This is a genomic window from Microbacterium sp. CFSPD4_SD4 (genome assembly GCF_057364585.1).
In genome coordinates, this window is record NZ_JBNFOC010000002.1 from 277,237 (window position 1) to 291,432 (window position 14,196).

15 protein-coding genes and 2 tRNA genes are annotated in these 14,196 nt (G+C 68.7%); 13 read left to right on the forward strand and 4 right to left on the reverse strand.

Going from position 1 to position 14,196, the window contains the following annotated elements:
• Window positions 1-25: 25 nt before the first annotated feature.
• The 11 genes from recF to AC2W7E_RS05430 all read left to right on the forward strand — a co-directional run bounded on the left by recF (window position 26) and on the right by AC2W7E_RS05430 (window position 10,306).
• Entirely contained in the window at window positions 26-1,240 is a 1,215-nt protein-coding gene (recF, locus tag AC2W7E_RS05380) for a DNA replication/repair protein RecF (protein ID WP_485988696.1), read from the forward strand.
• The gene (locus tag AC2W7E_RS05385) at window positions 1,233-1,742 is read left to right on the forward strand and encodes a DciA family protein (RefSeq protein ID WP_025102874.1); all 510 of its coding nucleotides are present in this window, start codon (window positions 1,233-1,235) and stop codon (window positions 1,740-1,742) included. The genes recF and AC2W7E_RS05385 overlap by 8 nt, the downstream gene beginning before the upstream one ends.
• A gap of 118 nt (window positions 1,743-1,860) precedes the next feature.
• Window positions 1,861-3,942, forward strand: a complete 2,082-nt coding sequence (gene gyrB, locus AC2W7E_RS05390; protein WP_025102875.1) for a DNA topoisomerase (ATP-hydrolyzing) subunit B — start codon at window positions 1,861-1,863, stop codon at window positions 3,940-3,942.
• 72 nt (window positions 3,943-4,014) lie between these two features.
• Window positions 4,015-6,570 (forward strand): DNA gyrase subunit A, encoded by a 2,556-nt coding sequence (gene gyrA / locus AC2W7E_RS05395; RefSeq protein ID WP_485988697.1) that lies wholly within the window; start codon window positions 4,015-4,017, stop codon window positions 6,568-6,570.
• Complete coding sequence (locus tag AC2W7E_RS05400) at window positions 6,567-6,971, forward strand: DUF3566 domain-containing protein (RefSeq protein ID WP_025102877.1); 405 nt, start codon at window positions 6,567-6,569, stop codon at window positions 6,969-6,971. Before gyrA ends, AC2W7E_RS05400 begins: the two co-directional genes overlap by 4 nt.
• 161 nt (window positions 6,972-7,132) lie before the next feature.
• The gene (locus AC2W7E_RS05405) at window positions 7,133-7,654 is read left to right on the forward strand and encodes a sensor domain-containing protein (RefSeq protein WP_485988698.1); all 522 of its coding nucleotides are present in this window, start codon (window positions 7,133-7,135) and stop codon (window positions 7,652-7,654) included.
• A 116-nt stretch (window positions 7,655-7,770) separates the two neighbouring features.
• Window positions 7,771-8,463, forward strand: a complete 693-nt coding sequence (locus AC2W7E_RS05410) for a sensor histidine kinase (protein ID WP_485988699.1) — start codon at window positions 7,771-7,773, stop codon at window positions 8,461-8,463.
• Complete coding sequence (locus AC2W7E_RS05415) at window positions 8,451-9,140, forward strand: LuxR C-terminal-related transcriptional regulator (protein ID WP_485988700.1); 690 nt, start codon at window positions 8,451-8,453, stop codon at window positions 9,138-9,140. Before AC2W7E_RS05410 ends, AC2W7E_RS05415 begins: the two co-directional genes overlap by 13 nt.
• Entirely contained in the window at window positions 9,137-10,045 is a 909-nt protein-coding gene (locus tag AC2W7E_RS05420; RefSeq protein WP_366215801.1) for a DUF4097 family beta strand repeat-containing protein, read from the forward strand. The genes AC2W7E_RS05415 and AC2W7E_RS05420 overlap by 4 nt, the downstream gene beginning before the upstream one ends.
• A gap of 85 nt (window positions 10,046-10,130) precedes the next feature.
• Window positions 10,131-10,204 (forward strand) — tRNA-Ile (locus AC2W7E_RS05425).
• A 26-nt stretch (window positions 10,205-10,230) separates the two neighbouring features.
• A tRNA-Ala gene (locus tag AC2W7E_RS05430) sits at window positions 10,231-10,306 on the forward strand.
• A gap of 9 nt (window positions 10,307-10,315) precedes the next feature.
• On the opposite strand, the gene AC2W7E_RS05435 is transcribed toward AC2W7E_RS05430, so the two are convergent.
• Together AC2W7E_RS05435 and AC2W7E_RS05440 are read right to left on the reverse strand one after the other, a co-directional pair.
• On the reverse strand, window positions 10,316-11,437 hold the full coding sequence (locus tag AC2W7E_RS05435; protein WP_485988701.1) for a M24 family metallopeptidase: 1,122 nt from the start codon (window positions 11,435-11,437) through the stop codon (window positions 10,316-10,318).
• Between the two features lie 50 nt (window positions 11,438-11,487).
• Window positions 11,488-11,934 carry a hypothetical protein gene (locus AC2W7E_RS05440; RefSeq protein ID WP_025102882.1) on the reverse strand — a complete coding sequence of 149 codons (447 nt, stop codon included), beginning with the start codon at window positions 11,932-11,934 and terminating at the stop codon, window positions 11,488-11,490.
• A 134-nt stretch (window positions 11,935-12,068) separates the two neighbouring features.
• Here AC2W7E_RS05440 and AC2W7E_RS05445 point away from each other — a divergent pair, with 134 nt between their 5' ends.
• Window positions 12,069-12,491, forward strand: coding sequence for an NUDIX hydrolase (locus AC2W7E_RS05445; RefSeq protein WP_025102883.1), 423 nt, complete (start codon window positions 12,069-12,071; stop codon window positions 12,489-12,491).
• Between the two features lie 14 nt (window positions 12,492-12,505).
• Here AC2W7E_RS05445 and AC2W7E_RS05450 read toward each other — a convergent pair whose 3' ends face one another.
• Together AC2W7E_RS05450 and AC2W7E_RS05455 are read right to left on the reverse strand one after the other, a co-directional pair.
• Window positions 12,506-12,988 carry an aminoacyl-tRNA deacylase gene (locus AC2W7E_RS05450; protein WP_238695631.1) on the reverse strand — a complete coding sequence of 161 codons (483 nt, stop codon included), beginning with the start codon at window positions 12,986-12,988 and terminating at the stop codon, window positions 12,506-12,508.
• Window positions 12,985-13,482: a hypothetical protein gene (locus AC2W7E_RS05455; RefSeq protein ID WP_025102885.1), complete on the reverse strand. Its 498-nt coding sequence runs from the start codon at window positions 13,480-13,482 to the stop codon at window positions 12,985-12,987. The genes AC2W7E_RS05450 and AC2W7E_RS05455 overlap by 4 nt, the downstream gene beginning before the upstream one ends.
• A 146-nt stretch (window positions 13,483-13,628) precedes the next feature.
• Here AC2W7E_RS05455 and AC2W7E_RS05460 point away from each other — a divergent pair, with 146 nt between their 5' ends.
• On the forward strand, window positions 13,629-14,186 hold the full coding sequence (locus tag AC2W7E_RS05460; RefSeq protein ID WP_025102886.1) for a peptidylprolyl isomerase: 558 nt from the start codon (window positions 13,629-13,631) through the stop codon (window positions 14,184-14,186).
• Window positions 14,187-14,196: the final 10 nt, after the last annotated feature.

A 14,196-nucleotide genomic window follows, 5' to 3' on the forward strand; every position in this document is an offset into this window, starting at 1 on the left:
CCGACCCGGAAGGTAGGCTGGCTCCGTGATTGTGGAGCACCTCAGCCTGGTCGATTTCCGCAATTACGCGACCGCGGAACTCGCCCTGCACCGAGGGCCGAACGTCCTCGTCGGGCGGAACGGCCAGGGCAAGACGAACCTCGCCGAAGCCGTGGTCTTCCTCGCGACGCTCGGGTCGCATCGGGTGTCGTCCGACGCTCCGATGGTGCGGGACGGCCAGGACTACGCGGTCATCCGTGCGCGGCTCTCCCACGGTGAGCGGCGTGTGCTCGTCGAGGTACAGCTCAATCGACAGGGGTCGAACAAGGCGCGCATCAACGGCTCGCCGTCGAAGACCAACGAGCTCCCCCGCTACGCGCACGTCGTCCTCTTCGCGCCGGAAGACCTCCAGATCGTCCGTGGAGACCCGTCGGCTCGGCGCCGGTTCGCCGATCAACTCCTCATCCAGCGCACCCCGCGCCTCGCCGCGGTACTGGCCGACTACGATCGCGTGCTCAAGCAGCGCAACGCCCTTCTCAAGTCGGCGCGGGCGCGCGGCATCCGCGGTGAGGCCTTGAGCACCCTGGACGTCTGGGACGACAAGCTCGTCTCGCTGGGATCGGAGATCATCACGGCGCGGCAGCGGTTGGCTTCCGATCTGCAGCAGCCGGTGGCCGATGCCTATGCGGCGATTGCGGGCGCCGATCACCGACCGCAACTGGACTGGGCCCTGTCCGTCGCCGGCAGCGATCCGGAGGACGACGACGATCGGGACGCCGCCGACGGCTCCACTCCCGTGGATGACGTGCGCGGAGACTCCCGCCGGATCGCCGAGATGTTCCGCGCCTCGCTGGCGGCGAAACGATCGAATGAGCTCGACCGCGGTCTCACCCTCACCGGACCCCATCGGGACGACTTGGTGCTGCGGGTCCGCGACCTTCCCGTGAAGGGCTACGCCTCGCACGGTGAGTCCTGGTCGGTTGCGCTCGCTCTGCGGCTGGCATCCGCCGAGCTGCTGCGCAGCGAGTCTCCCGCCGGCGACCCGGTGCTCATCCTCGACGACGTCTTCGCCGAGCTGGACGCCGATCGGCGCCAGCGCCTCGCCGCCCTCACCGCGGGCTACGAGCAGGTGGTGGTGACTGCCGCGGTGGAGGAGGATATCCCCGATGTGCTCCACACCCACGTCGTGCGCATCGCAGCGGGCACCATCACCGACGAGCGCGACCGGTCGCAGGAAGAGGAGGGTGCGCAGGATGACTGACGTCGTCACGGACAGCGCAGCCCCGGCGGAGGCGCCGGAGACCGTCGCCACCTATCTGCGGCTGCGCGGGCTCAAGCCGAGCGCCAAGAACTGGAAGCGCAAGCGACGGATCTCGGTCGACGACGACAACGCGCCGTTCACTCCCGGACGCGATCCGGGAACCCTCGGTGCGGTCCTCGACACCCTCACCCGTGAATCCGGCTGGGAGACGACGCTCGCGCGGGAGGACCTCGTCCGGCAGTGGGCCGACCTCGCCGGAGCGGACACCGCGAAGCACTCGGAGCCGGTGTCGCTCGAGCGGGGACTGCTCACCGTGAAGTGCGATTCCACGGCGTGGGCGAAGAACCTGCAGTTCATGCGTGCGACCATCCTCACCGAGATCGGACGACGGTATCCGGAGGCGGGGGTGGAGAACCTCCGCTTCATCGGACCGGACGTCCCCTCGTGGAAATGGGGTCCCAGAGCCGTTCCAGGGCGGGGCCCGCGCGATACCTACGGGTAGGGCACCATGCAAGGGGTCCGAAACGCTCAGAGGGCCACACGCGGCCGTTGAGCGGCATTTCGACTCGAAACCCGGCTAGAATGGGAGTTCGAGATATCGATCTGGAGAATGCCCTCTGATGACGCCTGAATCCCCTGCTGACGAGACGGAACCGAACAACGACGCTTCGTCGGGCTCACAGGCCGGAGAATCGGCGGCACCCGCACCGAAGAAGCAGCAGCCCGGTGAGTACGGCGCCGACTCGATCCAGATCCTCGAAGGACTCGAGGCCGTGCGCAAGCGCCCCGGCATGTACATCGGCTCGACCGGACCCCGGGGCCTGCACCACCTCGTCTACGAGATCGTCGACAACTCCGTCGATGAGGCGCTGGCCGGCTACGCCGACACGATCCTCGTCACCCTTCTCGCCGACGGCGGCGTGCGCGTGGTCGACAACGGCCGCGGCATCCCCGTCGACCCGCACTCCTCCGACCCGTCGAAGTCCACGGTCGAGGTCGTGCTCACGATCCTGCACGCGGGCGGCAAGTTCGGCGGCGGCGCCTATGCCGTCTCCGGCGGTCTGCACGGCGTCGGTTCCTCGGTCGTGAACGCCCTCTCGACCCGCTTCGACGTGGAGGTCAAGCAGAAGGGCTTCGTCTGGCGGCACAGCTTCGCCGAGGGCGGCGTCCCGCAGCAGAAGCTCGAGAAGGGCGAGGCCACCGAGGAGACCGGGACGAGCATCACGTTCTGGCCGGACGCGGAGATCTTCCAGGAGACGGTCGAGTTCGACTACGACACGCTCCGCACCCGGTTCCAGCAGATGGCGTTCCTCAACAAGGGACTGCGCATCGAGCTGTCCGACGAGCGGCCGGAGTCGGCGTACGAGACGGAGGAGGACGGCCAGGCGGTCACGAAGCAGCCGAGCGACGTCTTCTTCTACGAGCGCGGTCTCGTCGACTACGTCGAATACCTGAACAAGGTGCGTCACGCCGAGGTCGTCAACGAGGAGATCATCGCCTTCGAGTCGGAGGACACGGCGCGCAAGATCTCGCTCGAGGTCGCGATGCAGTGGACCACGTCCTACACGGAGAACGTGTTCACCTACGCGAACACGATCAACACGCACGAGGGCGGCACGCACGAGGAGGGCTTCCGGGCGGCGCTCACCACGCTCGTCAACCGCTACGCCCGTGCGAACAACCTCCTCAAGGAGAAGGACGACAACCTCTCCGGCGACGACGTGCGTGAGGGGCTGACCGCCGTCATCTCGATCAAGCTCGGCGAGCCCCAGTTCGAGGGTCAGACCAAGACCAAGCTCGGCAACACCGAGGCGAAGGCCTTCGTGCAGAAGGTCGTCGGCGATCAGCTCGGCGACTGGTTCGACCGCAACCCGACCCAGGCGAAGAACGTCATCCGCAAGGCGATCGACGCGGCGACGGCACGCCTCGCCGCCCGCAAGGCGCGCGAGACGGCTCGACGCAAGAGCGTCTTCGAGTCGGCGGCGATGCCCGACAAGCTCAAGGACTGCACGAGCAAGGACCCGTCGATCAGCGAGATCTTCCTCGTGGAGGGCGACTCGGCCGGTGGTTCGGCGGTGCAGGGTCGCGACCCGCACACGCAGGCGATCCTCGCGCTGCGCGGCAAGATCCTCAACGTCGAGCGCGCGCGTCTCGACAAGGCGCTCGGCAACAAGGAAGTCCAGGCGATGATCCAGGCCTTCGGCACGGGCATCGGCGAGGAGTTCGACATCGAGAAGGCGCGCTATCACAAGATCGTGCTGATGGCCGATGCCGACGTCGACGGCCAGCACATCACCACCCTGCTGCTCACGCTGCTGTTCCGCTACATGCGCGGACTCATCGAGGCCGGCTTCGTGTACCTCGCGATGCCGCCGCTCTACCGCCTCAAGTGGTCGAACGCGGCGCACGAGTACGTGTTCAGCGACGCCGAGCGCGACGCGCTGCTGGCCTACGGGCTGGAGAACGGCAAGCGCATCCCGAAGGACGCCGGCATCCAGCGCTACAAGGGTCTCGGCGAGATGAACGCCAAGGAGCTCTGGGAGACCACGATGGACCACACCACCCGGACGCTCCGCCAGGTGACCATCGAGGACGCCGCCGCCGCGGACGAGATCTTCAGCGTGCTGATGGGCGAGGACGTGGAATCGCGTCGGAGCTTCATCCAGCGCAACGCCAAGGACGTCCGGTTCCTCGACATCTGATCACCGCGGGGTCCCTGAGCGTGTGCCAGGGGATCCGACGCCTCGACAAGCTCAGCCAACCAGGAAAGACACATGACTGACGAAGAACGCCCCGACATCACCGAGGGCCACGAGCACGGCAAGATCGACCAGGTCGATCTGCAGTCGGAGATGCAGCGCAGCTATCTCGACTACGCCATGGCGGTCATCGTCGGCCGTGCTCTTCCCGATGTGCGCGACGGTCTCAAGCCGGTGCACCGCCGAGTGATCTACGGCATGTACGACGGCGGATTCCGGCCCGACAAGTCGTTCTCCAAGTGCGCCCGCGTCGTCGGCGAGGTCATGGGTCAGTACCACCCGCACGGCGACTCGGCGATCTACGACGCGCTCGTCCGTCTCGTGCAGCCGTGGTCGCTCCGGTACCCGCTCGCTCTCGGCCAGGGCAACTTCGGCTCGCCCGGCAACATGGGCGCGGCGGCACCGCGGTACACCGAGACGAAGATGGCCCCGCTCGCGCTCGAGATGGTGCGCGACATCGAAGAGGACACCGTCGACTTCGCCGACAACTACGACGGCCAGACCCAGGAGCCGACGGTTCTGCCGTCCCGGTTCCCGAACCTCCTCGTCAACGGCTCGGTCGGCATCGCGGTCGGCATGGCGACCAACATCCCGCCGCACAACCTCCGCGAGGTGTCCGATGCCGCGCTCTGGGCGCTGGACAACCCGGACCTCCCCCGGGAGCAGCTGCTCGACGGGCTGATCCAGCGCATCCCCGGACCGGACTTCCCGACCGGCGCGCAGATCCTCGGCACGAAGGGCATCCACGAGGCGTACCGCACCGGCCGCGGCTCGATCACCATGCGCGCGGTCGTCAACGTGGAGGAGATCCAGGGGCGGACCTGCCTGGTCATCACCGAGCTGCCGTACCAGGTGAACCCCGACAACGTGGCCGTCAAGATCGGCGACCTCGCGCGCGACGGCAAGATCACCGGCATCGCCGACATCCGCGACGAATCCTCGGACCGCACGGGTCAGCGCCTCGTCGTCGTGCTCAAGCGCGATGCCGTGGCGAAGGTGGTGCTGAACAACCTCTACAAGCACACGCAGCTGCAGGAGAACTTCGGCGCGAACATGCTCGCGATCGTCGACGGCGTGCCCCGGACGCTCGCGATCGACGGCTTCATCTCGAACTGGATCGCCCACCAGATCGACGTCATCGTGCGACGGACGCAGTTCCGGCTGAACGAGGCCGAGAAGCGCATGCACATCCTGCGCGGCTATCTGAAGGCGCTCGACACGCTCGACGAGGTGATCGCGCTCATCCGCCGTTCCCAGACGACGCAGGATGCGAACGAGGGTCTGCAGAAGCTCCTCGACATCGACGAGATCCAGGCCGATGCCATCCTGCAGATGCAGCTCCGTCGCCTCGCCGCGCTGGAGCGTCAGAAGATCATCGACCAGGCGAACGAGCTCGAGGCGCTCATCGCGGACTACAAGGCGATCCTCGCCGATGAGGGCCGGCAGCGGACGATCATCCGCGAGGAGCTCACCGCGATCGTCGACCGGTTCGGGGACGAGCGGCGCACGCACATCCTGCACGGCTTCGACGGCGACGTGTCGATGGAAGACCTCATCGCGGAAGAGGAGATGGTCGTCACCGTCACGCGCGAGGGCTACATCAAGCGCACGCGCAGCGACAACTACCGCTCCCAGCACCGCGGCGGCAAGGGCGTCAAGGGCGCCCAGCTGCGCGCCGACGACATCGTCGAGCACTTCTTCGTCACGACGACCCATCACTGGCTGCTGTTCTTCACCGACAAGGGCCGGGTCTACCGCGCGAAGACGTACGAGGTGCCGGAGGCCGGACGGGACGCGAAGGGCACGCACGTCGCGAACCTCCTCGCTCTGCAGCCGGACGAGAGCATCGCGCAGGTCCTCGACATCCGCGACTACGCGGTGGCGGACTACCTCGTCCTCGCCACGCGCGACGGCCTGGTCAAGAAGACCCGTCTCGACAACTACGACACCAACCGCCAGGGCGGCGTGATCGCGATCCGGCTGAACGACGAGGACGAGCTGGTCAGCGCCCTCCTCGTCAACGCCGAGGACGACATCCTCCTCATCAGCCGCAAGGGCATGTCGGTGCGGTTCCAGGCGACCGACGAGGCCCTGCGCCCGATGGGTCGCGCCACCGCCGGTGTGAAGGGCATGAAGTTCCGCGAGGGCGACAGCCTGCTGTCCGCTTCGGTCGCCGCACCCGGGAAGTACGTGTTCGTCGTCACCGACGGCGGCTATGCCAAGCGCACCGCCGTCGAGGAATACCGGGTCCAGGGGCGCGGCGGATACGGCATCAAGGTCGCCAAGTTGAACGACGATCGGGGCACTCTCGCGGGTGGTCTGATCGTGTCGGAGGACGACGAGGTCTTGGTGGTTCTGTCCAGCGGCAAGGTGGTACGCTCTGCCGTGGCCGAGGTCCCCGCCAAGGGTCGCGACACCATGGGAGTGGTGTTCGCCCGCACGACGGAGGCCGACCGCATCCTCGCCATCGCCCGGAACGGCGAGCGTGGTCTCACTGAAGAGGAGACCGAGCCGGATGCCGATGCCGAGGCCCCCCAGACGACTGAGACACCCGAGGATACAGACGCATGAGCACAGTGGCCGACAAGCTGGCGAAGAAGTCGACACGGAAGACCGGCGGTAAGCAGGTCCGTCTGCGCCTCGTCTACGTCGACTTCTGGTCCGCCGTGAAGCTCTCCTTCCTGGGAGCGGTCGCACTGGCCGTCGTCACGATGGTGTCGTTCTTCCTGATCTTCCTCGTGCTCCAGGCCACCGGCATCATGTCCACGGCCGACGAGTTCGTGCGCAGCTTCACGGACGGCGCCATCCCGCTGTCGGAGCTCGTGGGTCTGCCGCAGGTCATGGCGTTCGCCGCCGTCGTCGCGATCCTCAACCTCATCGTGTTCACAGTGCTCGGTGCGGTCGTCGCGGGCATCTACAACCTGGCCGTGAAGGTCACCGGAGGGCTGCTCGTCGGCTTCATGTCGAACTGAGGCTCCGAGACCCCGTCTTTCCGCCGAAACCCCGGCCTGCGCACTGACGCAGGCCGGGGTTTCGGCGAGAGAGCGGGGTTTCGGCGGGGTAGGGAAAACCCGAACCGGAGTGTCCGGCTGACTCGGTGGGCGCGGTCGTGCGGCGGCCCTACCGTGGAAGCATGACCACACAGACTGCGACCCCCGAGGCTGCTGCGACCGGGAAGCCGCCGCTGCGCATCCCGCTCACGATCCTGCACCTCGCCGGAGTCGGGGTGATCGGCGGCGGCATCTTCGGGATGCTCGGCGGCCTCCTCGGCACCGGGCTCGGACTCCTCTTCGTCTTCGGCGTCGGCATCGTCGTGCTCGTGGGCCTCGTGTACGCGCTCTTCGGCGTCGGCTGGTTCGAGATCTCCCGCGTCGCCGGCCTGTACCGCGTGCCGAACGCCCCGCTCCGGCTCCAGCCGCGGGACCGTCCCGGCTTCGGCGGCTGGCTCCGCTCACTCGGGCGGCAGGCCATCGACGGACGGATGTGGCGCGCGGTCGCGAACTTCGCGATCACCGCGGTCCTCGGCTTCGTGGTGCTGCGGCTCTTCTGGGCCCTCCTCTGGTCGATCATCATCGCCTTCGCGCCGCTGACCTCGGCCGAGACGATCATCGGTCCCTTCGGCGGCGGGCAGATCCCGGTGTCCTGGGCGCCCTGATCGGCATCCTCGGTGCGCTCGCCTCGGCCGCCGGCATCATCGGCCTCGCCCTCCTGGCTCGCACGCTGGCGCTGGCGATCGTCGCCCGGGCCCGGGAGGTCGAGCTCACCGAGCGTGTGCGGGCATCCACCGCCCAGCGGGAGGGAGCGGTCCGCGCGGCCGACCTGGAACGGACGCGGATCGAACGCGACCTCCACGACGGCGTCCAGCCGCGGCTCGTGTCCGTCGGGATGACCCTCGGGCTCGCGCAGCAGAAGATCGACACCGATCCCGACGCCGCGAAGGAGCTCATCTCCGAGGCGCACACGTCGACCAAGGCGGCGATCACCGAGCTGCGGCAGCTCGCGCGGGGCATCCACGCGTCAGTGCTCGACGACCGCGGCCTGGACGCCGCACTGTCGGCGCTCGCCAGCCGCTCCCCCATCCCCGTGCAGTTGGACGTGCGGATGGACCCTTCGACAGGCTCAGGGACCCAGGGTTACGGCTCAGGGACCCAGGGGCACGGTTCAGGGGCTCCGCGGCCCGGGCGCGATGCGGAGGCGGCGGTGTACTTCTCCATCGCCGAGTCGCTGACCAATGCGGCGAAGCACTCCCGGGCCAGCGAGGCGCGGGTCACGGTCCGGCTCCGCGAGGGGAACACCCTCTGGGCGCGGGTCGAGGACAACGGCATGGGCGGAGCCCAGGTGATCCCGGGCGGAGGCCTCGACGGCATCGCGAACCGGATCCTCGCCGCGGGCGGGACGTTCCGTCTCGACAGCCCGCAGGGCGGTCCGACCAGCCTGGAGGTGAACGTGCCATGCGCATGCTGATCTGCGAGGACTCCGTCCTCCTGCGCGAGGGGCTCGTGCGTCTGCTCGAGGACGCCGGCCACGAGGTGGTCGGCGCCCTCACCGACACCACCGACCTCCGTGCCACTGTGGCATCCACCTCCCCGGACCTCTGCATCCTCGACGTGCGGCTCCCGCCCACGTTCACGGACGAGGGCATCCGCGCGGCGCTGGACCTGCGTGCCGTGCACCCGGCGCTCGCCATCCTCGTGCTGTCGCAGTACGTGGAGGAGCGCTACGCGTCCGACCTCATCGCCGCGCAGGGCGGTCCGCTCGGCTACCTCCTGAAGGACCGGGTGGCGGATGTCGCCGAGTTCATCGATTCGGTGCAGCGGATCGCCGACGGGGCCACGGTGCTCGACCCGGAAGTGGTGGCTCAGCTCCTCACCCGGCGGAACCGCGACGACCGCATGATGCGGCTCACCGAGCGGGAGCGCACCGTGCTGGCCCTGCTCGCCGAGGGCAAGTCGAACCAGGCGATCGCCGGCCTCCTCTTCCTCTCGGCGGCGAGCGTCGAGAAGCACATCACCTCCATCTTCCAGAAGCTGGGCTTCGAACAGGACGAGTCGGGCAACCGCCGCGTGCTCGCCGCCCTCGCCCACCTCGAGAACACGGGCGGCACGACGCCGCCGAACGGCCAGACAGGAGTCACACGATGACCACCGAGAACACGGGAGCACAGGGCCGCCACACCCCGATCACTCCTCCCCCGCCGCCGTCCGCGGCTTCCCCCGCGTCGGCGCCCGGCGCGCCCGGACCCCGGCGCTCCTCCGGAGCGACCGCCGTCATGATCGTCACCGCGGTGGTCGGTGGGATCGCCCTGCTCGGAGCCGGAGGCACGGCGGCCGTCGCGGCGACCGGGACCCTCCTCTCCTCCAGCCGACCGGATTCGGTGCAGACGGTGGACGTCGACGGCGTCACCGCGATCGATCTCGACGCCGACGCGAGCATGGTGCGCATCGACTTCGGCGATGTCGACGCGGCGGAGCTCTCCGTGACCAACGGCCGCGGTGCGTGGACGTTCGAGCGCGAGGCGGACGAGCTCGTCGTCCGGAGTCCTCGACCGGCCTTCGGCTGGTGGTTCGGCAACTGGTTCGGCGACGACGAGCGCGCGGTCCTCACGCTGCCGGAGGAGCTCAGCGGCTCCGACCTCGACGCGAATCTCACTCTCGATGCCGGCGCTCTCGACGTCTCCGGTGAGTTCGGCTCCCTGGAAGTCCAGATCAACGCCGGATCCCTCGACGTCTCCGGTGCGGCCTCGGCCTTCGACGTGCAGATGAACGCGGGACGCGCGGACGTCCTCCTCGACGGCGTCGACCGGGCGGATCTCGGCATCGCTGCGGGCGATCTGACGGTGGAGCTGACCGGCGATGCGCCGGAGACGACCACGATCGACGTGAGCGCAGGGTCCCTGAATCTGACCCTCCCCGATGTGGAGTACCGGATCAGTCAGGACGTCAACGCGGGTTCGTTCGATGCCCGGGTCGACGAGTCCCCGAGCGCCCGCCGCACGATCGACGTGTCCGTGTCGGCCGGCAGCGTGGACGTCAGTCCGGGACGGTGACCGGCCGAGGGCGAGGATCCCGGAGGGGGTCCTCGCCCTCGATTCGGATTTTCGGCGAAACTCCGGTAAAGTTCTGGAGGTTGACGGGGCTATAGCTCAGGCGGTTAGAGCGCTTCACTGATAATGAAGAGGTCCCAGGTTCAAGTCCTGGTAGCCCCACCCTTTCAATTCAAGAATTCCCTCACGGGGCCTTAGCTCAGTTGGTAGAGCGCCTGCTTTGCAAGCAGGATGTCAGGAGTTCGAATCTCCTAGGCTCCACCATCCTCCCCTTCACCGGTCGGTCGCCGTGAGTTCATGCGGTGCCGTGTTCAGGCGCTCGGCGCCGTCCGCCGTTACGACCACGATGTCCTCGATGCGGGCGCCCCATTCGCCGGCGAAGTAGATGCCGGGCTCGATGCTGAAGGCCATGCCCTCTCGGAGGACGAGGTCGTTGCCGGGGGCGATGTAGGGCTCCTCATGCACCGAGACGCCGATCCCGTGACCCGTGCGGTGCAGGAACGCCTCGCCGAGCCCCGCCTCCGTGAGAACCGAGCGGGCGGCCGCGTCGACCTCTGCCGCCGTGACCCCGGGGCGTACCGCGTCCACGGCCGCCTGCTGGGCGCGGACGAGGGTGGCGATGCGATCGGCTGCCACCGGATCGGGAGTGCCGACGACGTAGGTCCTCGTGCTGTCCGAGTTGTAGCCGCTCGGCACCGCGCCGCCGATGTCGACGACCACCACGTCGCCGTCCTCGATGACCCGGTCGGAGACCTCGTGGTGCGGGTCGGCGCCGTTGGGCCCGGAGCCGACGATGACGAACTCGACGGTCCGATGCCCCTCCTCCACGATCGCCGCGGCGATGTCGGCGGCGACCTCCCGCTCGGTGCGGCCGGCGCGCAGCCATCCGGGCACGCGGCGGTGCACGGCATCGATCGCCGTGCCGGCTCGGCGCAGCTCGGCGATCTCCTCGTCGTCCTTGGTCATCCGGCCCTCGCGGAGGACGGGTGTCGCGAGCTCGAGCCGGGCCTGCAGCCGTTCCCCGATCGGAACGACGTGCAGCGCGGGAAGCGCATCCGACACCCCGACGCGGGAGACGGGACCTGTCGCCGCGGCGACGAGGGCGTACGGATCGTCGCCGTCGACCCAGTCGGCGACGGTCAGTCCGAGCTCTCCGACGGCCGTGCTGCGCACCTTGGCGAGCTCCATCCGCGGGACGATGACCGTCGCCGCGCCCTGCGGCGGCAGGACGAGGGCGGTCAGCCTCTCGATGGTGTCACCCTCGACGCCGAGGAGGTACTGCAGGTCGGGGCCGGGGCCGACGATGATCGCGTCGAGACCAGCCTCCTGGGCGCGCTCCTGCGCGCGTGCCAGACGGCGGACGTAGACGGCGGCGGAGAAGGGAAGGGTGCTCACAGGCACCACGCTAACGCGAGCGGCCCCGCTGCGTCAGACCCACTTCGGGATCAGCTGATCGCCTGGCGGATGCGTCCGGCGAGGAACTCGAGGTCCTTCTCCGTGAGCGCGGTCACCGCGTACGCGGTCGGCCAGACGGTGCCGTCATCGAGGTTGGAGATCGGCTCGAACCCGAAGGTGCCGTAGCGGACCTTGAACTTGCTGGCCGGCTGGAAGAAGCACAGCACCTTCCCGTCGCGCCCCCACGCCGGCATGCCGTAGTACGTCCGGGGCACGAGTTCCGGCGCCACCTCGGAGACCAGCTCGTGCAGCTTCTCGGCGAGCAGCTTGTCCTCGTCGGTGAGCTTCGCGACGGCCTCCTTGAGATCGGCCTCTCCGGCGGCCCGCAGCTCCTCGGGCGACTTCTTGGCCCGCGAGCGTCGGGTGCGGGCCTCCTTGGCGGCGGCCTGCATGGCCTCGCGCTCCTCGGCGGTGAAGTTCTTCTCGGTGTCAGCCATGATGTTCCTCTCGTGGGCCGGATGATGCTCCCAGCGTAGGGACGGCCCGTGATGTCGGGCTTCTCGATTCGTGATCGATCACCCCGATCGTCACGCGGCGGGGGACGGCCCGAGACCCCGATAAGGTGTGACGCATGGACCTGCGCGTCGCCGCATACGGGGTCGTCACCGATGAGGGTGGGCGCCTCCTGCTGGCGCGGTGGACCGAGGGCCGGCGCGTGGCGTGGACGCTCCCGGGCGGCGGCCTGGAACCGGGCGAGGCGCCGGAGGACGCGGTCCGGCGGGAGCTCCGCGAGGAGACCGGGTACACGGTCCGGGTCGGACAGCTCCTCGGCATCCACTCCCGTGTCATCCCGGCCGGACGGCGCGTGCAGAAGTCGTCCGACCCCCTGCATACCCTGCGCATCGTCTATCGGGCCGAGGTCACCGGGGGGAAGCTGCGCTGGGAGACGGAGGGATCCACCGATCGCGCCGAGTGGTTCGCGCTCTCCGCGGTCGCCGGACTGCAGCGTGTACGGCTGGTGGACATCGCCCTGCGGATGGCCGGCCTGCTCTGAGGATCCGGCGACGGTCAGCGCTCTTCGGGCACCGAGATGTCGGCGACGGTCGCGCCGTACGCCGCGATGAGGTCGTCGGCGTCGACGAACAGGCTGTAGCCGTGCGCACCGGCACCCATCGCGATCCGCTCGCCGACAATGGACTCATCGGCGTAGACCGGCCACTCGGTGGTGCTGCCGATCGGGACGATGGTTCCGCGCTCGTAACCGGTCGCTGCGAGAGCGAGCTCGGGTTCGGGCAGACGGAGCTTGTTCACTCCGACGACGGCGCGCAGCTTCGGCCACGAGATGGACCGCCCACCCGGGACCAGCGCGAACAGATAGGTGTCATCCGAGCGCTTCACCACGAGGGTCTTCACGATCCCGGACGGCGGGATGCCGAGGATCTCGGCGGCTTCGACGAGGTCACGCGCCTGCGGCCGCTCGCGGATCTCGATGTCGAGTCCGCGGGCGGCCGCAGCATCCCTCACGCGCGCGTGCGGGTCGGGAGTGGTCACGCGTCGGGAGCCGACAGCGGGTCGTCGGCGACCCAGAGCTCGTCGTCGGCCCGCAGCGCCTGCCAGGCGGCGTAGAGCACGCCGACCGCGGCGGCGGCGCCCAGGACGATGGCGATGACGGATCCGAGGCCCGGACCCTTCTTCTGCGAGACGGCCTTGCGGGCCTTGTACTCGACGCCGTGGCGCTTCGCGTTCGCGACGTCCCAGGCGGTCAGCGCCGTACCCACGACCCCGCCGACGATGGGGACGACCTTGTCGTCCACCACATGCTTACCGGCCTTCACCGAGCGGTCGACGACCGGGGCGACGCGGCGGTTGTAGGTGTCCTGGACCACGGGGACGATCTGCTCGCGATTGAAGTTGCCGAGCTGGCGACCCGCCTCACGAGCGACGTCGGCGGCGTGGCCGACGAGCACCTGCTGGTCTTCCCACAGCTGGTTCGCGTCCTTCTGAAGACGACGAAGCTGCTTCTTCCGCTTGCGGCTGAGGCTCACGATGCTCTCCTGTCCATTGGAGTACGGGTTCCCCATCTTGCCACGAGAGGCTGGATGCGGCGAGGGAATCGCCCGCCCCTTGCATCATCGGCTCCCGCGTTGTACACGCCCGGCCCGCTCACCGGAAGCTCTGCGAGAATGAACGCATGGTTCACGCTTCCCACGTCGCAACTCTGCACACCAACCACGGTGACATCGTCATCAACCTCTTCGGCGACCACGCCCCGAAGACGGTCAAGAACTTCGTCGGTCTCGCCGACGGCTCCCAGGAGTGGACGCACCCCGCCACCGGCAAGCCGGGCGAGGGTCCCCTCTACAAGGACGTCATCTTCCACCGCATCATCCCGAACTTCATGATCCAGGGCGGCGACCCGCTCGGCCAGGGCGTCGGCGGTCCGGGGTACAACTTCGACGACGAGATCAACAACGAGCTCAACTTCAACGAGCCCTACATCCTCGCGATGGCCAACGCGGGCCTCCGCCGCAACGCCATCACCGGCAAGGTCGAGGGCACCAACGGCTCGCAGTTCTTCATCACCACCGACCCGACCCCGTGGCTGCAGGGCAAGCACACGATCTTCGGCGAGGTCGCCGACGACGCATCGCGCAAGGTCGTCGACGCGATCTCCGCGGTCCCGACGGCGGCGGGCGACCGCCCGATCGAGCCCGTGGTGCTGCAGTCGATCGACATCGTCGCCGCCTGACGACTGCGAC

Bases quoted from the DNA above. Each gene is read 5' to 3' on its own strand.
- AC2W7E_RS05385 (WP_025102874.1), top strand. From the start codon at position 1,233: ATGACTGACGTCGTCACGGACAGCGCAGCCCCGGCGGAGGCGCCGGAG.
- gyrB (WP_025102875.1), top strand. From the start codon at position 1,861: ATGACGCCTGAATCCCCTGCTGACGAGACGGAACCGAACAACGACGCT.
- gyrA (WP_485988697.1), top strand. From the start codon at position 4,015: ATGACTGACGAAGAACGCCCCGACATCACCGAGGGCCACGAGCACGGC.
- AC2W7E_RS05400 (WP_025102877.1), top strand. From the start codon at position 6,567: ATGAGCACAGTGGCCGACAAGCTGGCGAAGAAGTCGACACGGAAGACC.
- AC2W7E_RS05405 (WP_485988698.1), top strand. From the start codon at position 7,133: ATGACCACACAGACTGCGACCCCCGAGGCTGCTGCGACCGGGAAGCCG.
- AC2W7E_RS05415 (WP_485988700.1), top strand. From the start codon at position 8,451: ATGCGCATGCTGATCTGCGAGGACTCCGTCCTCCTGCGCGAGGGGCTC.
- AC2W7E_RS05420 (WP_366215801.1), top strand. From the start codon at position 9,137: ATGACCACCGAGAACACGGGAGCACAGGGCCGCCACACCCCGATCACT.
- AC2W7E_RS05440 (WP_025102882.1), bottom strand. From the start codon at position 11,934: ATGGCTGACACCGAGAAGAACTTCACCGCCGAGGAGCGCGAGGCCATG.
- AC2W7E_RS05445 (WP_025102883.1), top strand. From the start codon at position 12,069: ATGGACCTGCGCGTCGCCGCATACGGGGTCGTCACCGATGAGGGTGGG.
- AC2W7E_RS05460 (WP_025102886.1), top strand. From the start codon at position 13,629: ATGGTTCACGCTTCCCACGTCGCAACTCTGCACACCAACCACGGTGAC.